The organism is Pseudoalteromonas sp. NBT06-2 (assembly GCF_002276045.1).
Taxonomy (GTDB): domain Bacteria; phylum Pseudomonadota; class Gammaproteobacteria; order Enterobacterales; family Alteromonadaceae; genus Pseudoalteromonas.
In genome coordinates this window covers 133146-156142 of the sequence record NZ_NQMR01000004.1, presented here as the reverse complement: position 1 = coordinate 156142, position 22997 = coordinate 133146, and the positions used below count along the sequence as shown (strand labels likewise).

Sequence of the window (22997 nt, the reverse complement as noted above, 5' to 3'; positions counted from 1 at the left end):
TCAAAGCTGAGGTTATTATGCATTTGCAATATTGGAAGAAAAAACTTTTACTAATTATGTACCTGTTGTTAAAAAAAATAGCCCATATTTAGTTGTTCAATCTCAAATAAATATGCCTGATACTTTAAGTGATATTCAATGGGAATATGTCTTAGGTATAACAAAAGATAAATGTCAAAAAGATGAAAGATTAGAAAGGAACTTATTTATTTTGGCTTGCCTAAAAGGATTGTATTTAAGAATTTCAGAATTATCAGAGCGGTCACAATGGTCGGCCGTTATGTCTGATTTTTGGCAAGACAATGATAATTTTTGGTTTTTAAGGATTATGGGTAAAGGAAATAAACTAAGAGATGTTACTTTATCTGATGATTTTTTAGATTATTTAAAACGATATAGGATATTTAGAGGTTTAAGTCCCCTACCTCGTCCCGATGAATCTAATCCAATTATTCATAAGTTAAGAGGCCAAGGTGGTCCGACTGTGCGCCAATTACGAAGATTAGTACAACAAAGTTTTGACTTGGCGCAAGACTCATTATTTAGGGACGGGTTTACTGAAGATGCAGAGCAATTAAAAGCAGCAACTGCACATTGGTTAAGGCATACAGGTGCAACTCATGATGCACAAACTCGCCCATTAAAACATTTATCTGAAGATTTAGGTCATTCAAAAATTGCCACAACAGATCAAATATATATTCAAACTAATGTTAAAGAAAGAGCTAAGTCCGGATTAAAAAGAAAATTATAGAGTTGTAAAAATAAAATGCGAACCTAAGGTTCGCATTTCTATTTAAAGTATTTCAGCTAGTAATTCAATTGGATGCCTAGGTTTAAAATCTTCAAACCTTTTTACTTGGCTTCGACAAGAAAACCCTGTCGCTAAAATAGTATGTCTCTGATTATTTTCAATGACTGGTTTCCAACTCATGTCATAAAGTGCGCGGGAATTATCTAGATTTTTTGCTTCGTGTCCATAAGTACCAGCCATACCACAACAACCGGTATTTACAGAATTTAATACTAAGTTGGATTGTTCAAAAATATTTTTCCAAACATTTACCGTATTAGGTAGCGCAGTCGTTTCTGTACAATGATTAATTAAAATAAAGTTTCTATCATTTATATTTTTTGCGTGTGGAAATTTTTGATCTTGCAACCATTCGTGGGCAAGTAAAACTTCAAAGTCCCCTCTTTGTGACTTTAAAATAGTTTTGTACTCGTCTCTGTAGCACATAACCAAAGAGGCATCTAATCCAATCAGTTTGATATTTAAACTGCTTACTTCATTTAAAAACTCTGCGGAGTTCTTTGCAGTTTTAGTAAATGCTTTTAAAAAACCTTTTACGTGTTGTGGTTTGCCATTTGGTTTAAATGGCAGTAACACAGGTTTTAAATTTAATTTTTCTACTAAAGTTATCAAACTAACAACTAACTCGGCTTCATAAAAACTTGTGAAAGGATCTTGTACAATTAAGACTGTTTTAGATTTCTCTTTATCAGTTAAGTTTTTTAAATTATCAAAATTAAAATCGAATTTTGATTTTACTTGTGAAGAAAGCGAAGGTTCACTTAGTAATGGGGTGTCAACATAACCGATTTTTTTTTCAATAATACTTTTTGTTAGTTTCATTTTCAAAATTGGATTTATTACTTTTGAAAACTTAGACATGATAGGTGCAGTTTGTTCAATATTTGCAACAAAATAATCTTTTAATGGTCGAGCATAAACATCATGATAATAATTTAAAAAACGCGATCTAAAAGTTGGCACATCAACATTTATTGGACATGCAGTGGTACAAGCTTTACATGCTAAACATTCTTCCATTGATTCTTTTACTTCATGAGAGAAATCATATTCACCTAGTATTTGTGCTTTTGAATTCTTTAATTTTTCAAACCAAGCTTTAATATCTGTTAGGGCATTCGTTTTCTTATTAATATTATTTTCAGTTTCAATTAAATCAACCCCATTTTTACTTTGCAATCGTAACCATTCACGCATAAGAGACGCACGACCTTTAGGGGAGAATCGTCTATCTTTAGTCACTTTATATGAAGGACACATAGGAGATTTTTCATCGTAATTAAAGCATAAGCCATTACCATTACAGTTCATCGCATTTTCAAAGCTGCTTTTTATATTGGTTGGGATTTCTTTGTCAAACCATGCTCTTTTTTGTGAATCAACGCTTACTAGCTTTGAATCACTCGCTATTGGCGTACATATTTTACCCGGATTTAATTTATTATAGGGATCAAATACTGTTTTTATTTCTCTTAATTTTGAAAACAATGTAGCGCCAAAAAAGTCAGGGCCATATTCACTACGATAACCTTTGCCATGTTCTCCCCACATCAAGCCACCATATTTAGCTGTGAGTTTTACAACTTCATCAGATATTATTCTGAGTAATTTTTCTTGTTCAGGATCTGACATATCAAGTGCGGGTCTGACATGTAAAACACCGGCATCAACATGTCCAAACATGCCATAATCTAAATGATGTGAATCTAATAAATTTCTAAACTCTTGTATATAATCTGCTAAATATTCAGGAGGTACAGCAGTATCTTCTGCGAATGCTAAAGGTTTTTTACTACTAGCAGTTTTACCAAGTAAACCAACTGATTTTTTTCGCATTGCATAAATTTTTAATATGTCATCACTATTTGTCAGCAGCTGATAACCAATTAACCCTGCTTGTTGATCAGTTATAAGTTGATCTAATCTAAGGCATAATGTTTTTACTTTGTCATCAATTTCTTGTTGTGTTTCACCGTTGAACTCAACCATATTGAGTCCTTGCATATCTTTACCTGGTACATTGGTAATTAACTTAGAAACAGAATGCCAAATAATATCTTCTTTGGCTAAGTTTAAAACTTTGCTATCAACGGTTTCTACAGATGTGGCTCTTGCTTTAACTAAAAATGGGGAATTTCTTAAAGCAGAATCAAAACTATCATATTTAATATTAATAAGTGTTTTGAAATTCGCAATTGGCGTAATATTTAATTTTGCATGAGTAATAATAGCCAATGAACCTTCAGATCCTGTCAGTACACGCCCTAAGTCAAATTCAGTTAATTCATTATTAAAAATATTCTCTAGATCGTAACCCGTTAAAAAACGATTTAATCTTGGAAATTTTTCGAGGATCAGCGCCCTATTATCAAGGCCAATATTTAATACAGTGTCGTAAAGTCGGCCGATACTTGATGATTCATTTGCTAAACTTTGCGCTTGTGAAAGTGACATTTTTTCGGTGGAAAGTTCAGTACCATCAACTAAAATTGCATCTAATGCTAAAACATGATCACTAGTTTTACCGTAAACTAATGAGCCTTGACCTGAAGCATCAGTATTAACCATACCTCCGATGGTAGCACGATTACTTGTTGATAAATCAGGGGCAAAAAAATAGCCTAAAGGTTTTAAAAAATCATTAAGTTGGTCTTTAATTACACCCGCTTCAACTTTCACCCATGATTCTTCGACATTGATTTCAATTATGTTTCTCATATGCCTTGATAAATCAAGCACGATACCAGGCGTTAATGATTGACCATTAGTACCGGTACCACCACCACGAGGACCAAACGACAAAGACTTAAATGAATCTTTATTAGATAATTCACATGCAATTTGTATATCTTGGGCATTTTTTGGGAATATAACAGCCTGTGGTGTTTCTTGATAAATACTGTTATCTGTAGAGGATACAATTCTCGTAGCGAACGAAATATCAATTTCACCAGAAAACAAAGTATGCTTAAGTTGTTGAATAAATTGATTAGTTAAATCAGAAATTGTGTCCGTTAGCGATAATTTTTTTATCATTGTATTTAGAAAAATATAGAAATATAATTGATAAAAGTAATTATATCACGTTGAAGATAAAACCAGGATCATCTTATTGCGCGTTATTATAAATATTCATAATGACTATATATTTTTATAAAATAAGGAGCTATTAAGCTCCTTATTTTATGTTATCTGAATTATTTACCGTGCTGTTCAGCTAAATATAACCAAGTTTTTAATACAGTATCAGGATTTAAAGAAACTGAATCAATGCCCTGCTCTACTAACCAAGCCGCAAAGTCTTCATGATCAGACGGCCCCTGACCACAAATACCCACATATTTACCTTTAGATTTTGCTGTTTTTATAGCCATAGATAATAACTTTTTAATGGCTAAATCACGTTCATCAAATAAATGTGCTATTAAACCTGAATCACGATCTAAACCTAAAGTAAGTTGAGTTAAATCATTTGAACCAATCGAAAACCCATCAAAGTGTTCTAAAAACTCTTCAGCTAATAGCGCATTAGAAGGTAGTTCACACATCATGATAATGCGTAAACCGTTTTCACCGCGCTTTAAACCATGCTCTTCCAGCAGTTCAATAACGCGCTTTGCTTCATTAACGGTTCTTATAAATGGGATCATTATTTCAATGTTAGTTAAACCCATCTCATTACGAACGCGTTTTATTGCTTCACATTCTAATGCAAAACAATCGCGGAAATCTTCAGATATATATCTTGAAGCACCACGGAAACCTATCATAGGGTTTTCTTCTTCTGGTTCGTATTGTTGGCCACCGACTAAATTTGCATATTCGTTTGATTTGAAATCAGACATACGAACAATTACTTTTTCAGGTGCAAATGCACAACCTAAAGTCGCAATACCTTCAACTAATTTACTCACATAAAATTCAATCGGAGATTCATAGCCGGCCATCATTTCTTTTATTTCATCTTTTACAGAATCATCCTGATCGGCAAAGTTTATAAGTGCTTTAGGATGAACACCTATCATGCGGTTTATTATGAATTCTAATCTTGCTAAACCGATACCTGAATGAGGAAGACGAGCAAAATCAAAAGCGCGATCTGGGTTACCAACATTCATCATAACTTTGATTGGCAAATCAGGCATTTCATCTACACGAGAGGTAATCACATCAAATTTTAATCTACCTTGATAGATAAAGCCTGTATCACCTTCAGCACAAGAAACCGTTACTTCATCATTTTCTTTAATTAAGTCAGTTGCATTACCACAACCTACTACTGCTGGAATACCTAATTCACGTGCAATAATTGCAGCGTGACATGTTCGGCCACCACGATTTGTAACAATCGCAGATGCACGTTTCATGATAGGTTCCCAATCGGGATCTGTCATATCAGTTACTAAAACATCGCCAACTTGGACTTGATCCATTTGTGCAATTGACTCAAGCACTCTTACTGTGCCGGTACCAATTTTATTACCTATCGCACGACCTTCAACAATTATTTTTGATGATTCATTTAATTTGTAGCGCTCCATAACATTCGCGTCTTCGTTAGAGCGAACAGTCTCTGGACGGGCTTGAACAATATAAAGTTTACCGTCGTTACCATCTTTAGCCCATTCGATATCCATCGCACGGCCATAATGTTTTTCGATGATAACAGCTTGTTTTGCCAGTTCTTGTACTTCGTCATCAGTGATTGAAAATTGATCGCTTAAACTTTGTTGTACATCAATGATCTCAACTTGCTTGCCATGGTCTTCATCATCTGAATAAACCATTTCAATTGCTTTTGAACCTAAGGTTCTGCGTACAACACTTGGTCTGCCAGCGGCTAAAGTTGGTTTATGCACATAAAATTCATCTGGGTTAACTGCACCTTGTACAACCATTTCACCTAAACCGTAACTTGAGGTAATAAATACAACATCTTCAAATCCAGATTCAGTATCAATGCTAAACATCACACCAGATGATGCTTTATCTGATCTCACCATACGCTGTATACCTGCAGATAATGCAACACCACGATGGTCATAACCTTGATGAACACGATAAGATATGGCACGGTCATTAAATAATGAAGCAAAAACATGTTTAATTGCAACCATTACGGCATCAATGCCACGTACATTTAAGAAGGTTTCTTGTTGTCCTGCAAATGATGCATCAGGCATATCTTCTGCGGTTGCAGAGGATCTGACTGCGAATGAAGCATTTTCTTCAGCATCACCACAAAGTTCTGTATAGGCTTGTTCTATTGCTGAATTAAAAGATTCATGAAATGGTGTATCTATGATCCATTGACGAATATCTGCACCAACCTGTGCTAATTTATTGACATCATCAACATCTAAATCATCTAGTACATTATAGATGCGAGCATTTAATCCCGATTGCTCCAGGAACTCGTTAAAAGCATCTGATGTTGTTGCAAATCCACCTGGGACTTGAACACCAGCGTTTGCTAGGTTAGAAATCATTTCACCAAGTGAGGCATTTTTACCACCAACACGAGGAACATCTTGCATACCAAGTTCTTGATACCAGAGAACGGATTCTTGCACTGAACTATCTCCAAAAGCAGGTTATATGATTGATACTAAGTGCTATTTACCCTGTTTTAGTTGAACTGCGTTCCAATAAAAACTCACAACATAGTATCAACTATCAATATTAACGAATTAGACCCTCCAAATAGGTCTATTTAATTCTACACCGCTAAATAGGTTCAGGTAAATACTCAAATAAGTGATTTTGATATATATATTTACTGTTTAGATATATATTCAAAATTTAGTGTATATTATTCTTAACAAAACAAGGTATTTAGAAACTAGAGGTTAAACAGGTGAGAACAGCATTTTATATTTCTGATGGTACGGCAATTACAGCTGAAGTTTTTGGCCACGCAACACTGTCATTATTTCCTGTCGATTTTAAAAACATTACAATTCCATTTGTAGAGACAAAGAAAAAAGCATTAGAAGTTAAAAACCAAATAGATAAAGCGATAAGTTCGAAAGGTGAAAAACCATTGGTTTTTTATACTTTTGTAGATCATGAGTTAACCGATATCATAAATTCATCTCAAGGTGTTTGCTATGATTTTTTAACTGTTTTTAGCGACCAAATTGAAAAAGAAATTCAAGTAGAGCCTGTTCCTAGAACCCATAGAACACATAGTATGCACGAAAAAAGTTATGATTTTAGAATCGATGCCGTCAACTATGCAATTGCAAATGATGATGGTGCAAATCTTAAAAACTACCAAGAAGCAGATATAATACTTGTTGGTGTCAGTAGAAGTGGTAAAACACCTACGAGTTTATATTTAGCATTGCAATATGGGATTAAAGCGGCTAATTATCCTTTTACTGATGATGATATGGATGATTTAAAAATTCCACCATCATTATTACCGCACAAGAAAAAAATGTTTGGTTTAACAATTAAACCTGAGAGGTTGGCTGCAATTCGAAATGAAAGATTAGCTAATAGTAAATATGCGTCAATTCGACAATGCAGAATTGAAGTACGTGAAGTTGAAATGTTATATAAAACAAATCGTATTCCCTACTTAAACTCAACGCAACATTCAGTGGAAGAGATTTCTGCTAAAATATTGGCTGAAACAGGTTTAGAGAGACGTAAATATTGAATTTTATTGAAAAATTGGCTTTTTTTGTAACTTACGTTGTAATGTTCTTCTATGCATACCTAATTGCCTTGCAGTAGCAGATATATTTCCTTCATTACAATTGAGAACTTGCTGAATATGCTCCCACTCTAAGCGCTCTGTTGACATTGTTTGCATTTCAAAATCTTGCTCTTGTGGTTTTTCTCTCTCATCTAACAGAGACTTTAAAATCATTTTTGTATCTGCTGGTTTTGATAAATAATCATCAGCCCCTAAACGCATTGCTTCAACAGCTGTCGCTATACTTGCAAATCCAGTCAATAGTAATAATCTCACATTGGGTAACGCAGCCCTGATAGGTTTTATCAAATTTAAACTATTATCACTAGCTAACTTCATATCTAAGATTATATGTGTTGGTTTTATCAGGTGACAATTATGTAATACTTGATCTGCTTGGTGAACTTCGTGACATTCAAAATTTTGTTTCGTTAATCTACGATTAAGCGTGGTACAAAGCGCTTTATCATCTTCAATAATTAATAATTTCATTTTTTTAATCCAATAATTTACATAATAGGTAAAGTGACATGCGCTATTGCGCCTTGTACTGAATGGTTATATAGCCTAAGCGTGCCACCTAGTCTTTCTAAAGTCGAGTTTGATAATAATATAGCCATACCTAAACCAGTTTCACTTTTAACTAATTTCTGTCCTAATGAAGCTCGCTTTACTGAAATGCCATTGCCATAATCTCGCAACTCAATATTTAAATAGTTAGCTTCTATATATACATTTAAATCAATTTTATTACTGCTATTATCTTCATTCGCTTTTACGCCATTTTGAACTAAATTCAATAAGGCTGGTAAAAGCATTGCATCAGTTTCAATTTGTTGTGTTTTTAGTGCCAAGCTAGCCACTGTATTTAATTTAATATTCGGAAAATTAAGTTGAACACAATCTCTTAATTGTTCTAATAATTCATCTATAAGATAAATTTCATTTTTATTTTCGCGAATTGATGTCGCTAAGGTTCGAAAGTATCCCAACTGCTCAGTACATTGCTTAAGTGGTTTTTTCATTGACAACACAGCTTGATCGTTTGGGTAGTCTTCTATTAGTTCATCAAATAGTAATTGTAGGTTCCCCAGTGGAGATGCCAGTTGATGTGTAACTTGTGATGACGCAACACCAAGTGCTAATAATTGCTCTTTTCTTAGTTGATCTTCTCTTTGTACTGCAATAAGACGTTCTCGATTAGTAATGGCGTTTGCCATAGCGCCAACCACAAAAGTAATGAGGATCACAGAGAGTAAAAAGTTGGCCCACATACCTATAAAGTGATTACTCATATCCATATGATGTATCGTATGAACTGGCATTTGAATTAACAGGCCTGTATAGGCTAATACAGCACTAACAGAGATTAAAAGAAGAAATCGCGTAGGTAAACTCACCGCCGCAATTACGATAGGTATCAGTAATAATGAAACAAATGAATTTGTTGCTCCGCCACTAAAATACATAAGTATCGTAAGAAAAGTCACATCCGCAAATATTTGAATTAAAATTGCTTTATGATCTACGGGTCTATTTTTAAAGTAGAAAATACTTAATAAATGAAATAGTGTTTCAATTGCAATGATAATTAGCAAAGGTAGTAATGCAATTTGCATTGACATGATGAAATTAATAGCAATAACAATAGATAATTGCAAAATTATTGCTATAGTTCTGAGTAAAAATACCCTTTGAATCGCTGTTGTAGACTGAAAATCAAATACTTTCATTTTACCCCCCCTATTCCTTTTATATTATCAGCTTATTTTATAGAGTAAGATTTTATCAAATAATTGTATTTGTTGTTTGATTCTTCTCAAATTATTGCAACTAATATGAAACTCAATTATTATCCCAAAATCAACTGCTAAATTATTAACTTATAAATGTCATGTATGACTGACGATACTGACGATACTGAAGATACTGAAGATACTGAAGATACTGAAGATACTGAAGATATTAAAGCCAAAGGAAGTCCAAGCTGGATGACAACATTCGCTGATTTAATGTCGTTATTAATGTGTTTTTTTGTATTACTATTGTCATATTCAGAAATGGATGTCGTGAAATTTAAACAAATAGCAGGCTCTATGAAAATGGCTTTTGGTGTTCAAAACCTGATTAAAGTTCAAGATATACCTAAAGGGACATCAGTGATAAAATCAGAGTTCTCTCCTGCAATACCCGAACCGACTCCAATTAATACTGTGCAACAAAAGACACAATCAGCCACCGAAGATAATCTTCTAATGAAAGATTCTAAGGATAAAAATGCCAAGGAAAATGATAGATACAAAGTAGCGCTAGATGAGGTTTTTGCACAAGAAATTGCTGATGGACTAATCGAGTTTGAACTTTTAGGTCAACAACTGATTATTAGGTTAAAAGAAAATGGTTCTTTTGCATCAGGTTCAAGTTATCTACAACCAAAATTTAAGCCTCTTTTAGCCAGAATAACACAAGAATTAAATAAAATCCCAGGTGAAATAACGGTATCAGGCCATACAGATAATTTATCTGTATCAAATGAGCTTTATCACAATAATTGGGATTTATCGGCAAATCGAGCAGCAGCTGTATTAAATGAGTTACTCAAAGATGTTCCTTTTGATACCTCAAGAATAAAAATGGAGGCATTAGCAGATAATCGTCCATTAGTAGAAAATAACAGTGCCTATAATAGAAGTCAAAACAGGCGTGTAGAAATCGCGATTAATCAAGGTAAGCCTACTGAAATGGAGACTATATCAATCAATTAAGGAAGTTTAGTGGATAAGGCAAGTGGTTTAGGGGTCGGCGTTATTATATTGGCAATTGTTTCTGCTATCTTGATGAGTGGTGCTTCACCTGGGATATTTGTGAATGTGCCTTCATTATTTATTGTTATAAGCGGTACCTTTGGCGCTGTCATGTTGAGTTATCGTATTACTCATTTTTTTAAAGGTATATCAAATATTAAGTTAGCTTTTAGTAGTAAGTAGCCCAATTTATTTGAAACTTTAGATAAATTAGTCGAGCTAAGTGAAATAGCCAGAAAAAAAGGGGTTTTGGCTATAGAAGATAAACCTTTAGATGATGAATATTTACAAAAAGGTGTGAATTTATTACTCAATGGTCATGATACAGAGACGATTGAATTTGCATTTAATCGAGAGATTTTACAAACTCGTCAAAGAAATAATCAATCCATAAAAGTACTTAATAGTTTTACTGAATTAGCACCTGCTATGGGAATGGCCGGAACATTAATAGGCTTAGTCGCGATGTTAGTTGCTATGGATATCCTAAAAGTATAGGTCCGTTAATGTCAGTTGCATTATTAACCACATTATACGGCGATCTTCTGGCTAATGGTTTTACCGGACCTTTAGCTAATAAGCTTGGCGAAAGAGCTGATGAAATTAAACAGCATATGATGTTAGTTCGTGATGGTATAATGTACATTTCTCGAGGTGATAACCCTAAATTGATTTTAGATATGCTTGCAAGTTATTTAGGTGAAAATATTCAGACACCGGGCACTGAGAAAGCCATTAAAAATTAGCGTTCTTTGATATAAAATGTAGTTTTAAACGTGTATTTTTGATATAAGTCATCAGACCACTAGTAGTGACTTGCTATTAGATGAATTTAATTTGGAACATGGTATGAACTACGCAAAAATTACAGGTTGGGGTAAATGTATTCCACCAGCAAAACTATCAAATGACGACTTAAGTACTATTATTGATACTAATGACGAATGGATTAAAACCAGAACGGGTATTTCTGAACGTAGAATTAGTCATGTTACAACTGCTGAACTTGCAACAGTTGCCGCACAACAAGCAATGGATTGTGCAGGGATCAGTGGTGATGAAATAGATTTAGTGCTGTTAGCAACATGTAGTCCATCAACTTTGGTTGCAAATACGGCATCTTTAGTACAAAAAAATATTAATGCAACTGGCGCTGCAGCATGTGATGTCAATGCTGCATGTTCAGGTTTTTTGTATGCCCTTCAAAGTGCGACAGCGCAAATTAAAGCAGGCATGATCAAAAAAGCAGTGATCATCGGCGCTGAACGTATGACTTGGTATGTGAACTGGTCTAGACGAGATAGTGCCGTTTTATTTGGTGATGGTGCCGGTGCTGTTGTAGTTGAAGCATGTGAAGAGCAAGTTGGACTATTAGCAAGTAAAACGGGATGTGATACCAGTAATCGAGATATCCTACATATTACAAACTTTGGTACTGATATTAACAAATATGATAAACCAGTTGGACCTTCAGATTTATTATTTGAAGGCAGAGAAGTATTCAAGCGTGCAGTTAAAGGCATGGCGCAAGCATGTGACGACGTATTAGCACAGGCTAAGCTAGCACTAGATGACATTAATGTATTGATCCCACACCAAGCAAACCTCAGAATTATACAAGCTATTCAGCAAAAGCTTTCTGTTAGCGATGATAAAGTCATGGTTAACATACAAAACTACGGTAATACTTCTGCAGCGACAATCCCAATTGCTATTTGTGAAGCGGTTGAGCAAGGCTTAATTCAACCTAACTCTAAAATTATGTCAGCCGCATTCGGTGCTGGTTTAACTTGGGCTGCATGTTATATTCAATGGGGAGAACGAGTTACACCTGTAAGAGACAGTGCTGCTTCCTTACCTGATTGTAATCAAACTGGATTAGAGCTAATCAGCCAAGCAATTATTGCCTGTAAAAACTAAAACACTCGAATCATTATAAGTGCTTACTTGATTGTGGTGGTCAAGATAATTTGGCACTATGCCCGGCAATGTCAGTGGCAGATCACGTTTTAACTCTCTTTAGTCCAAAAAAGGTCTTAATAATAAGACCTAATATAAGAATCGTTAGTCTGTGTACCTTGATTGAATATATTCAAACATTGCCCGAACTCCAAATGCTTCACCGCCTATAGGACGCCCTGGTAGCTTTCTATTATTCCATGCCATTACATCAAAATGTATCCAAGGTGTATGTGGCTCAACAAATTCCTGTAAGTATAGGGCTGCGGTAATGGCGCCACCAAAACCAGAAATAGCACAATTAGTTAAATCAGCTATATTACTTTTTAACATATCCTTGTAAGGTGAATATAATGGTAACTGCCAAACATGATCGTCAACTTTTTTACCTGATTGAATTAGACCCGCAGCAACAGCATCATTATTTGTAAAAAAGCCAGGTAACTCAGTACCTAGAGCAACGCGGCATGCGCCTGTTAAAGTTGCAAAATCTACCAGTAAATCAGGTTCATCATTTTGTGCTTCTGTCAGCGCATCACATAATACTAAGCGCCCTTCCGCATCCGTATTATCTATTTCTACAGTAATGCCTTTACGTGTTTTTATAACATCTCCTGGTCTAAAAGCATTGTTTGAAACTGCATTTTCAACTGCAGGAACTAAAACACGTAATCTAACAGGCAAATTAAATGCCATTATTAAATGCGCAAGTCCAATTACATGGGCCGCACCGCCCATATCTTTTTTCATATAGCGCATACCTGCACCGGGTTTTAAATCTAAACCACCTGAGTCGAAACACACTCCTTTACCTACTAGAGTAACTTTTGGTGCATTGGTGTCACCCCAGCTTAGATCAATTAATCTGGGTTTATGTTCACTAGCACGACCCACCATATGAATGGTTGGATAGTTATGTTCTAACAGTTCATCACCAACCCATTGGTTGAACTCTCCGCCAAAGCTATTTGCTAAGTCTTGCATTGTTTCAGCTAAATGCTGAGGCATCATATCGCATGCAGGTGTATTCACTAAATCTCTAACCAAAACGATACCTTGAACTAAGTCAGAATATTTTTTTAAATCTTTCTGGCATGGAATGACAAGTTTAGCTTTAATTTTTGAGTTTGTTTTATATGAATCAAATTGATAAGCGCCCAATGCCCAACCAAATGCAACAAGATCTCTATGTTTATCGTGACCCTTAAAAAGATACTTACCTTCAGGTAATAAAGAAGCTAAGTCACCACATTGCCAAAAAGCATTAACATCTTCTACGAAATAAACTGCTTGCAACACATTTCCAGTATTATTATCAGGAATTAGTGTAAGTCCTATCCCGGAGAAACTTGTTGAGTTTAGCCAAGATTGAATAAAATCTGATTGTTGAATTTTCCACGAGTCAAACTCACAAGTTGGTAGAATAAATAAAGGTGTGCCTTTATCACCAACACAATAAAAATTTTCCATAATAGCTCATAAAAATAAGTTAAGTTGTCTTAATCATAACAATTAAATTATTTTAAAGGTATGAGTTTAATGCATTATGTTTTTTGTTTAGTATTGTCTGAATTAGGGGAGTTGAATGAACTGGGTAATACATCAACTCCGACAACTTTTCCTAATTTTACGATTATTGGAATAGTGATAGGAGCAAATGGTAAAACTGCAAACACACCAAGTCCTAAGCCTTTTAATACATCTAAAAACTGCTGATTTGCGATTTTTAATTCTTCTGAGCTGGCTTGTTTTTTTGTGTAACGCTTATAAATAATAAGCATTTCTTTTGTTTCAAGCGTTTCTTGAGCTAAAGCAATTTTTAACTGTAGCATAGAGCGACGTAATCGTAATCTAGCTCGTTTTAGGCTAATTTTTACGACTCGAATAGGTGCTTTATGAATAAATAAATATAGTTTCATCACATAATTGTCACACACTCTACTCATAAGTGCCAAATTAAAGTGTTAAATATCGTAAGAAAAACACCTTTATGGTAATATTTTGGCAGTTATACAACCTACAAATAAATTATAATGAAAAATCAAGAACCTAATAAACCAGAACGACCATCAGATGATGACTGTTGCGGCGGCGGTAGTTGCTGTCCTTGTGTATGGGATACTTATCACGAGCAATTATCGCAATGGCGGTTAGCTAAAAAAGCGCAAGAAAATAATTAAATTAAATATCACATTTAATCCTCCTTTACCCTTGTTTATTAAATAATTTTCACAGATAGAGGAAAAATTAACAATTCCCTTCTAATATTAATTGACTGAATGTTTTAGCGACATTAGCAAAGATATAAATAAGCCTATTTATATCTTTGATGTTCATAACATTTTTGTATTAACAATAATTATATCTGGGATATACAATGAAAACTCAATATTCATCTTTAAGCATTGCCGTCAGTATGGGATTAACAATTACCACTGGTTTATTATATTCAAGCTCAGCAACCAGCGCAGAAGGAGACGAAGTTGTTGCTGATAAAAATATAGAAAAAATTGCTGTTGTAGGTTCAAGGGCCGCACCACGTTCCATTTCAGATTCACCTGTTCCAATTGATATTATCGGGGGAGATGAACTAGGAAAAAATGGCTCCAGTGATATGCTTGAAATGTTAGTTGGTGCGATCCCATCATTTAATGTAAGGGCACAGCCTATTAGTGATGCAGCGACACTTATTCGTCCCGTAAACCTAAGGGGATTGTCCTCTGATAGTACATTAGTACTTTTAAATGGTAAGCGACGCCATAGAGCCTCTGTGATCGCCTTTCAAGGTGGTGGGGTTAATGATGGCGCACAAGGACCTGATATATCCGTTATTCCGAGTATAGCGATTAAACAAGTTGAAGTATTACGTGACGGAGCCGCAGCACAATATGGTTCTGATGCGATTGCAGGAGTGATGAATTTTGTATTAAAAGATTCTTCTGAAGGAGGATCTATATCGGTAAAAACAGGTGAGTATTTTGAAAGTGATGGCAATCAAGTTATTGTTGACGGTAATATTGGTATGCCTTTCACTGATAATGGTTTTGCTAATTTAAGTTTTCAGTTTAAAAAAGCAGATGCAACTAGCCGAAGTGTTCAGCGCCCTGATGCAGATGCCCTTTTTAATGCAGGGAATTCTTCTGTGATCAGTCCAGCTCAAATATGGGGTAACCCTGAAATTGAAGATGATGTAACATTTTTTGGTAATGTCGGCTTTGATGTTGGTAATGATAAAGAATTTTATATGTTTGGTAATTACTCTGAACGAGATGTCACAGGTGGGTTTTATTATCGTAATCCACATAATCGGGGTAACGTATTTTCTACAGATAGTGGTGGTTCTCTATTAGTTGGTGATGTAGGATTTGCAAACGATGGTGTACCGACTTGTTCTGTTTCAAATGCATACGTTAAAACTATGATGGGTGGTGATGGACTCTCCTCTTTAGTACCTTCTAATGTTGGAAATGTGTTAGATACTGCTGCATATACCGCTATGGTTGCAGATCCTAATTGTTTCTCGATGAATCAAATTATGCCTGGTGGCTATACTCCTGCCTTTGGCGGCAATATTACTGATACTTCTTTAGCGATAGGTACTAAAGGCGAAATTAGCTCAGGTTTTTTTGAAGAATGGTATTACGATTTAAGTGGTAGTGTGGGTCGTAATGAATCTGCATTTAACTTAAAAAATACACTTAATCCTTCTATGGGATTAGAAACGCCTACTGAATTTGATACCGGAAAGTACATACAGTTAGAAAAAAGTTTTAATTTCGATGTGGTTAAAGGTATAGACTTTGGTTTGGATGAACCTGTTAATGTTGCTTTAGGTCTAGAGTGGCGAGAAGAAAGCTTTGAGATAGTATCAGGTGAAGAAGCGTCATGGAAAGCGGGACCTTATGCGGATCAAGGTTTTAATATTGGTTCACACGGATTCAAAGGGTTTGGCCCTGAAACACAGGGTGTAAACACACGACGTAGTTTTGCATCGTACGTAGACTTAGAAGCATATCTAACTGAAGATTTTTTAATAGGTACGGCTATTAGATATGAAGACTTCACTTCTTTTGGTTCTACCATTAATTATAAAATTACCGCTCAATATACCGTAACAGATGATTTATCATTAAGAGCATCTCACAGTACAGGTTTTAGAGCTCCAACCGTTGGTCAGGCAAATGTGGTTAATACACAGACATCTCTCGTTGAAGGAGAGTTAATTCAAACATTTTTAGCGCCTCCTACAGCCCCTCTTTCAGCATTTTATGGAGGTAAAGAGTTAGACCCTGAAGAGTCCGTAAGTTATGCTGCGGGTATAGTGGTCACTTTAGGCGAAGTATTTTTAACTGCTGATTATTATAACATTGAAGTAACCGATCGCATCGCCCAATCAAGTCAAATAGATGTACTCGCTAAAGACTATACTGAGCTTGAAGCATTAGGAGTTGTTAATCCTGAATTGATTTCTGCAGTAACATATTTTGCTAATGATTTTGATACAACAACACAAGGGATTGATCTTGTGGCAAATTATGCAATGGACTTATTTAATGGCAGTACAAAATTTAGCTTGGCATATAACTGGAATGAAACAACTGTAGATAAATTTAATCCAGATACGGTAGATTTAGGCAAAGTACGCCGCTTGGAAGAAGGCATGCCAGATCATCGCGGTACCTTCACAATAGCACAAGATTGGGATGAAGTAAGTTCATTTATACGGTTCAATTATTTTGGTGAATACTTCGCTGTACATGCTGATGATGCGGGTGCGGGTGGTTGGAATCAAACCGCAGACACTGCAGTTACTTTAGATGCTGAAATAAGCTATTACATGACAGATCAATTTACATTATCGATAGGGGGTAATAATATCCTTGATCAAGAGGCTGAAGAATTACCACAAAGTTCATATGGTCAATTAGGTGCCAAATATTATGAAAGTGGTCCATTTGATTACAACGGTGGTTTTTACTACGCAAAATTAACTTATAACTTTTAAAAACCTCGCCTCATAAATTATGCCGGTGATGATACACCGGCTTATTTTTTTACACCTCCTTGAACATCCCTTGTGCCAATATTTTTGTTTGCAATTTCATCAAGCACAATATTTAAAAATAAAAGCATAACTGAAACTAATTTTATTTATAAGTATTTCGAATGGTTAAAATCATAATAATTACAACAACTTACTGTTTAATTACCAGTTTAAAAACAAAAAAAGTAAATAATTATTAAAATTTAATAGAGGAAAGTTAATTTATACCTGTCTGTTACATTGCAGCTTAGTTACATTTTATAAACATTAAATAAATGATTGATAATCATGTAAATAAATTGTATTGATAAATAAGAGTTTAAAAAGCTCTGAGTTTACTCTCACAAAATTTATAAAAATAAAATATATCTGGGGATATACAATGAAAAATAATTACAATGTGCTACATAAAGCCGTTAAATTGGCATTGACAAGTACAGCTACCGCTGGTTTATTATTATCACAATCAGTTTATGCGGCTGATGATGGTCAGACTAATAAAGCCGACACGAACATTGAAAAAATAGCTGTAGTAGGTACGCGTGGTGCACCAAGATCGATCGATGATTCTCCCGTTCCAATTGATGTTATAGGTGTTGATGAATTAAGCAAATCTGGTAATACAGATATGCTAGAAGTGCTTAAAAGCACAGTGCCTGCTTTTTCGGTTCAAACAAATCCAATTAGTGATGCAGCGTCATTTATTCGCCCAGCTAACCTGCGTGGTTTACCTGCAGATAGCACATTAATTTTAGTAAATGGTAAGCGTCGTCATCGCTCTTCTGTTATCGCATTACAAGGTGCTGGTATCAATGATGGTGCACATGGTGCTGATATATCAGTTATCCCAAGCATTGCATTAAAACAAGTTGAAATTTTGCGTGATGGTGCTGCAGCACAATATGGCTCTGATGCAATCGCAGGTGTCATTAACTTTGTACTCAATGATAGTGATGAAGGCGGTTCAATTACAGCACGTACAAGTGAATACTATGAAGGTGATGGGCAATCAGTTGAAGTATCAGGAAACATAGGTTTACCATTAACTGATGATGGTTTTGCAAATTTAAGCTTCCAATACAAAAATGCCGATGCAACAGATCGCAGTGTGCAACGCCCTGATGCACAAGCTATGATAAATGAAGGTAATACATTTGTAGCCACACCAGCACAAGTATGGGGCTCTCCTAAAATTAAAGACGATTTAACTATTTTCTTAAATTCTGGCATTGAACTTAACAACGATACACAAGCGTATGCTTTTGGTAACTATTCAGACCGCGAAGTAACAGGTGGTTACTATTTCCGTAACCCGTTAAATCGAGGTGGTGTATTTGGTGATGGAAATGGAAATATTCTAGTTGGTGATTTAACATCAGATGGTTCTGGTAACTGTCCTGAAGTACCAGTAACGGATAACAATGTATTAGACGATCCTGCGTACCTTGCAATGGCAGCAAACCCTAACTGTTTCAGCTTTAATGAAATGTTCCCAGGCGGTTTTACACCACAGTTTACCGGTAAAATCAGAGATAGCTCATTTGTAGCCGGTATTAAAGGTAAATTTAACGAGATAGATTATGATATTAGTTTATCTACAGGTAAGAATGAGTCAGGTTATTGGCTACGTGACACGGTAAATGCTTCTTTAGGTCCTGCAACACCAACTGATTTTTATACTGGTTCTCATATTCAACGTGAAACAGCATTAAATATCGATTTAGTGAAAGAGCTTGAAGTTAATTCAATGGAGTCTTTAGTTGTTGCTGGTGGTTTTGAATATCGCGATGAAAGTTTTGAAGTAATTGCAGGCCAAGCTGAATCTTATGCACAAGGTGATTTATATACTCAAGGTTTCAGTGTTGGTTCAAATGGTTTTCCAGGTTTTAAACCAGAAGCAGCGGGTAAATCGTCTCGTACAAATAGTGCTTTATATATCGATGTTGAAGCGCAATATACTGAAGATTTCATGATGGCCTATGCGATTCGCTATGAAGATTACGATAGCTTTGGTACAGATACCAACTATAAAGTTGCAGCACAATACAGCCTTACTGATGATTTTTCTTTAAGAAGTTCAGTAAGTACTGGTTTTAGAGCGCCAACTGTAGGTCAAGAAAACTATCGAAACGTTCAAACGGCGTTAGATGGCGGTGTTTTGATTGATTCTGCACTTATTCCTTCAAATGATCCTATTGCTGTTGCACTAGGCGCAAGTGAGTTAACACCAGAGCAATCTGAGAGTTTTGCAGTTGGTGCAGTTTGGAATGTTTCTGATTTCCACTTCACTGTTGATTTATATAAAATTGATGTAACTGATCGTATTTCACAATCTGATAAATTTGCTGTAGATCCTAATGACGCAAGTAAAGGTAAAGTCAGTTTCTTTACAAATGACTTTGATACTGAAACTTCAGGTGTTGATTTTGTGGCGGGCTACCGCACACAATTACTAGGTGGAGATGCAAGCTTCAATTTAGCGTATAACTATAATAAAACTGAAGTTACTAACCAAGGTCAGGTAACAACAGATTTTAAAGTATCACGTATTGAAAATGACATCCCTAAGCATAAAGGCACATTAGCTTGGACACAATCATGGGATAGTGTTTCTATGTTAGCACGTGCCAATTACTTTGGTGAATTCCAAGGTGTACACGCTGATTGGAGTTCAACAGCTAATGATGTTGATGCTGCAGTAACTTTTGATTTAGACGTGACATACCATGTAAATGAAGATATCGCAGTAAGCGTTGGCGCTCAAAACTTATTTGATAAATACCCAGATGAAGTTGCAGATTTTGTAGATGGCGGTGATTTATTACCGGGTGATTTGTTAGGCGCTCAATATTACGAAACTTCTCCTTTTGGTTTTAATGGTGGTTCATACTACGTAAGAGCAACTTATAACTTCTAAAAACATAAAAGTGAAATAAAGTTAAAGCTAAAGAGCCTTATCAAATGATAAGGCTCTTTATTTTTATTCAGTTTAAAATTTAACGCTATAAAGTTATGTACTATATTGCTCAAACCAATTCAATACATCTTGGAATTGGTCATTATGTGCTTTAGCATGGGTTAGCATATCAATATGATCATAATTATGACCATGACCGTATTTTTTCCCATATAAATTCATTTTCTGCGTGCCCTTTCCTGATTCATCCATAAACTTTTGTATATCAATTGTTTGTGCCAACGCTTTATCTTTAATTGCTGCGATATGTAATATTGGTGGTAATGAGAGTTCAGCTACAGCATGTCCATAATCAAAGCTATCTTGTGGATCTATCCAAGGCGCAATCTTAGCCCAAGCTACGCTGTGCATTAAAGACTTTTGTGTTTCATCATCAGAACCCCAACCTAACCTTTTTGCAGGTAAGTAACCTTTATTTTTAACAATTTTAGGAGCTAAAAAATACCAAAGTAAATTGGCCTTAAAGAATTTTTGCGGATGAGTGTTATATAAAGACCTTTTAGAACCAAAATACGCACATGCTTTTACCTTTGAGATCATCTCAGGATGCCTAGCTAAAAAACTATTCATTAAAACACCACCCCAAGAATGAGCAACCCAATATTCAGGCTCTTTTCCTGTGCTGTTTTTAATTGCCTTGATAAAAGCAGGTATATCTTCAACAATAGCCTCAGTCTGTCCATAGTCGGAATAGGCACTGATACCAGGTTTACTTAAACCTCTCCCCCTTAAATCTGCAACAAAACAATTATAGCCATTTTTTGCTAAAAATGGTGCAAATCCTTTATTTTTTTCGGTGTAAAAGATTTTTCCATTTTCAATTGCACCATGTAAAAGTAATACTGCAGAACCAGTACAACCTTCTTGATAAATATGTCTTAAATGAAGATTTTGTTTTTCACAAATTGGTATTAAAATAGACTTTTGTTTAACGCTATTCATATAGAGATCACCGTTACAATTGGTCTGACATCCTACCAGTTGAAACTATTAAAATCAAAGATATGAACAAAGCTTACATTTGTTATATCTAAAGTTTATAATATGCATCTAATTAACTTTAAACCGTGAATTTGCCATTAATGAAACAAGCTAAGCTTCATCCAAGAAATATACATATTAATGGATATGACTTCTCCTTTCTTATTAAAGCTTCACCTGAATTAATACCTTTTGTCATTACATCAGCTAGAAATGGGCAAACAATCGACTTCACTAATAGCCAATCGGTCAAGCAGTTAAATAAAGCTTTACTAAAAGCGTATTATCAAATTAATTTTTGGGATATCCCTAATACTTATTTATGTCCACCTGTACCTGGTAGAGTAGATTATATACATTACCTAGCTGATTTACTGGCCAAAGAGAACAACCATAGTATTCCGACAGGAAAAAAGCTAAAGGTTTTAGATATAGGCACTGGCGCTAATTTAATATATCCGCTAACGGGCAACAAAACATATCAATGGCACTTTACAGCGAGTGATATTGATCCCGTATCAGTTAAAATTGCACAACAAATTGCACTGTTTAATAATTTAAAAATTGATATCAGGTTACAGAAACAGCAGGCTAATATTTTTAAAAATCTGATTAAATCAAAAGATATTTTTGATATAACCTTATGTAATCCCCCATTTCATAGCTCGATTGAAGATGCCAACAAAGGGTCTGAGCGTAAATGGAAAAATTTAAATAAAACATGCAATAAAGTTGTAAATGACAAAAGTAATTTGAATTTTGGAGGACAAAAAGCTGAACTTTGGTGTCCTGGTGGTGAATTGCAGTTTATCAAAAATATGATAAATGAAAGCAATGAATATAAAGCGCAGTGTTTATGGTTTACCTGTTTAGTATCTAAAAAAAATAACTTAGCTGCAATTTATAAGGAATTTAAATTACAGAATGTTACTGAGTTTACCACAATTGATATGGCTCAAGGCCAAAAAACAAGCCGCTTTGTTGCTTGGACATTTTATGATAAAGCCAAAAGGCAAACTTGGGCCAAGGACAGATGGTCATAATTCATCGATTTTGAACAAAGCAGGCCTATACCCAAACATGGAAACTGCATTTCAAGTAGTACGGGTATATAACCGGCCTTATTTTTTAATTTAATGCATCTTTATAGTGTTTACGGCACACTGATACATAACGCTCATTTCCACCAATTTCTACTTGTTCACCATCAGCCATTGCAACACCATTTTCATCTGTACGTAGTACCATATTGGCTTTTCTACCACAATGACATACAGTTTTTAACTCTATTAACTTATCAGCCCACGCTAATAGATATTGTGCGCCAATAAACAATTCACCTCTAAAGTCTGTTCTTAGACCATAACATAAAACAGGGATATTTAGTTTATCTACTACATCCGAGATTTGCTGCACTTGCTCTTTGGTTAAAAATTGACTTTCATCTATCAAAACGCAATGTATTTTTTGATTTTCATTTAAAGTAGCAATCCGCTCAAATAAATTTGTTTCAAGTGCAAATAATTCCGCATCCGCTTCTAAACCAATACGAGAGCTTACTTTGCCCTCACCAAATCGGTTGTCAATCTTTGCAGTAAAGATAACAGGGTTCATACCACGCTCTTGATAATTAAAAGAAGATTGCAGCATAGTTGTCGACTTACCGGCATTCATTGCTGAATAATAAAAATACAATTGAGCCATATAACTCT

18 protein-coding genes and 1 pseudogene are annotated in these 22997 nt (G+C 35.0%); 11 read left to right on the top strand and 8 right to left on the bottom strand.

Annotated features, from left to right (window positions below; translation table 11 throughout):
• Positions 1–13: 13 nt before the first annotated feature.
• Positions 14–754 (top strand): annotated as a pseudogene (locus CJF42_RS01665) (tyrosine-type recombinase/integrase); the annotation flags it as partial.
• A 42-nt stretch (positions 755–796) separates the two neighbouring features.
• Here the strand turns inward: CJF42_RS01665 and ydiJ are convergent.
• Both ydiJ and ppsA read right to left on the bottom strand, forming a co-directional pair.
• Positions 797–3850 (bottom strand): D-2-hydroxyglutarate dehydrogenase YdiJ, encoded by a 3054-nt coding sequence (gene ydiJ / locus CJF42_RS01660; protein ID WP_095364997.1) that lies wholly within the window; start codon positions 3848–3850, stop codon positions 797–799.
• Between the two features lie 161 nt (positions 3851–4011).
• Positions 4012–6387, bottom strand: coding sequence for a phosphoenolpyruvate synthase (gene ppsA / locus CJF42_RS01655; protein WP_095364996.1), 2376 nt, complete (start codon positions 6385–6387; stop codon positions 4012–4014).
• Positions 6388–6671: 284 nt separating this feature from the next.
• Between ppsA and ppsR the strand changes: the two genes are divergently transcribed.
• A complete protein-coding gene (gene ppsR / locus CJF42_RS01650) occupies positions 6672–7481 on the top strand; it encodes a posphoenolpyruvate synthetase regulatory kinase/phosphorylase PpsR (RefSeq protein ID WP_095364995.1) in 810 nt (269 codons plus the stop codon).
• A 3-nt stretch (positions 7482–7484) separates the two neighbouring features.
• Here ppsR and CJF42_RS01645 read toward each other — a convergent pair whose 3' ends face one another.
• Positions 7485–8012 carry a response regulator transcription factor gene (locus CJF42_RS01645; protein ID WP_095364994.1) on the bottom strand — a complete coding sequence of 176 codons (528 nt, stop codon included), beginning with the start codon at positions 8010–8012 and terminating at the stop codon, positions 7485–7487.
• A gap of 17 nt (positions 8013–8029) precedes the next feature.
• A complete protein-coding gene (locus tag CJF42_RS01640) occupies positions 8030–9253 on the bottom strand; it encodes a sensor histidine kinase (RefSeq protein WP_095364993.1) in 1224 nt (407 codons plus the stop codon).
• Between the two features lie 165 nt (positions 9254–9418).
• On the opposite strand from CJF42_RS01640, the gene CJF42_RS01635 reads away from it, so the two are divergent.
• From CJF42_RS01635 to CJF42_RS01615, 5 genes are all read left to right on the top strand, one after another.
• Positions 9419–10285, top strand: coding sequence for a flagellar motor protein MotB (locus tag CJF42_RS01635; RefSeq protein WP_095364992.1), 867 nt, complete (start codon positions 9419–9421; stop codon positions 10283–10285).
• A gap of 9 nt (positions 10286–10294) precedes the next feature.
• A complete protein-coding gene (locus CJF42_RS01630) occupies positions 10295–10507 on the top strand; it encodes a MotA/TolQ/ExbB proton channel family protein (protein WP_095364991.1) in 213 nt (70 codons plus the stop codon).
• Positions 10508–10573: 66 nt separating this feature from the next.
• Positions 10574–10822: a MotA/TolQ/ExbB proton channel family protein gene (locus tag CJF42_RS01625; RefSeq protein ID WP_170940430.1), complete on the top strand. Its 249-nt coding sequence runs from the start codon at positions 10574–10576 to the stop codon at positions 10820–10822.
• Positions 10823–10830: 8 nt separating this feature from the next.
• A complete protein-coding gene (locus CJF42_RS01620) occupies positions 10831–11070 on the top strand; it encodes a MotA/TolQ/ExbB proton channel family protein (RefSeq protein ID WP_095364989.1) in 240 nt (79 codons plus the stop codon).
• A 103-nt stretch (positions 11071–11173) separates the two neighbouring features.
• Positions 11174–12244 (top strand): ketoacyl-ACP synthase III, encoded by a 1071-nt coding sequence (locus tag CJF42_RS01615; protein WP_095364988.1) that lies wholly within the window; start codon positions 11174–11176, stop codon positions 12242–12244.
• A gap of 144 nt (positions 12245–12388) precedes the next feature.
• Here CJF42_RS01615 and CJF42_RS01610 read toward each other — a convergent pair whose 3' ends face one another.
• Both CJF42_RS01610 and CJF42_RS01605 read right to left on the bottom strand, forming a co-directional pair.
• Positions 12389–13753, bottom strand: coding sequence for a leucyl aminopeptidase family protein (locus CJF42_RS01610; protein WP_095364987.1), 1365 nt, complete (start codon positions 13751–13753; stop codon positions 12389–12391).
• Positions 13754–13827: 74 nt separating this feature from the next.
• Positions 13828–14202, bottom strand: a complete 375-nt coding sequence (locus tag CJF42_RS01605) for a hypothetical protein (RefSeq protein WP_095364986.1) — start codon at positions 14200–14202, stop codon at positions 13828–13830.
• A gap of 114 nt (positions 14203–14316) precedes the next feature.
• Here CJF42_RS01605 and CJF42_RS01600 point away from each other — a divergent pair, with 114 nt between their 5' ends.
• The 3 genes from CJF42_RS01600 (at position 14317) to CJF42_RS01590 (ending at position 20244) form a co-directional block, all read left to right on the top strand.
• The gene (locus CJF42_RS01600; RefSeq protein WP_095364985.1) at positions 14317–14463 is read left to right on the top strand and encodes an oxidoreductase-like domain-containing protein; all 147 of its coding nucleotides are present in this window, start codon (positions 14317–14319) and stop codon (positions 14461–14463) included.
• A gap of 197 nt (positions 14464–14660) precedes the next feature.
• A complete protein-coding gene (locus CJF42_RS01595) occupies positions 14661–17288 on the top strand; it encodes a TonB-dependent receptor plug domain-containing protein (protein ID WP_095364984.1) in 2628 nt (875 codons plus the stop codon).
• A 421-nt stretch (positions 17289–17709) separates the two neighbouring features.
• On the top strand, positions 17710–20244 hold the full coding sequence (locus CJF42_RS01590; protein ID WP_095364983.1) for a TonB-dependent receptor plug domain-containing protein: 2535 nt from the start codon (positions 17710–17712) through the stop codon (positions 20242–20244).
• 93 nt (positions 20245–20337) lie between these two features.
• Here the strand turns inward: CJF42_RS01590 and CJF42_RS01585 are convergent, their stop codons facing one another.
• Positions 20338–21246, bottom strand: a complete 909-nt coding sequence (locus CJF42_RS01585) for an alpha/beta fold hydrolase (RefSeq protein ID WP_095364982.1) — start codon at positions 21244–21246, stop codon at positions 20338–20340.
• Between the two features lie 140 nt (positions 21247–21386).
• Here CJF42_RS01585 and rlmF point away from each other — a divergent pair, with 140 nt between their 5' ends.
• On the top strand, positions 21387–22328 hold the full coding sequence (rlmF, locus tag CJF42_RS01580; RefSeq protein ID WP_095364981.1) for a 23S rRNA (adenine(1618)-N(6))-methyltransferase RlmF: 942 nt from the start codon (positions 21387–21389) through the stop codon (positions 22326–22328).
• A gap of 85 nt (positions 22329–22413) precedes the next feature.
• Here the strand turns inward: rlmF and CJF42_RS01575 are convergent, their stop codons facing one another.
• Positions 22414–22989, bottom strand: coding sequence for a thymidine kinase (locus tag CJF42_RS01575; RefSeq protein ID WP_095364980.1), 576 nt, complete (start codon positions 22987–22989; stop codon positions 22414–22416).
• Positions 22990–22997 lie beyond the last annotated feature (8 nt).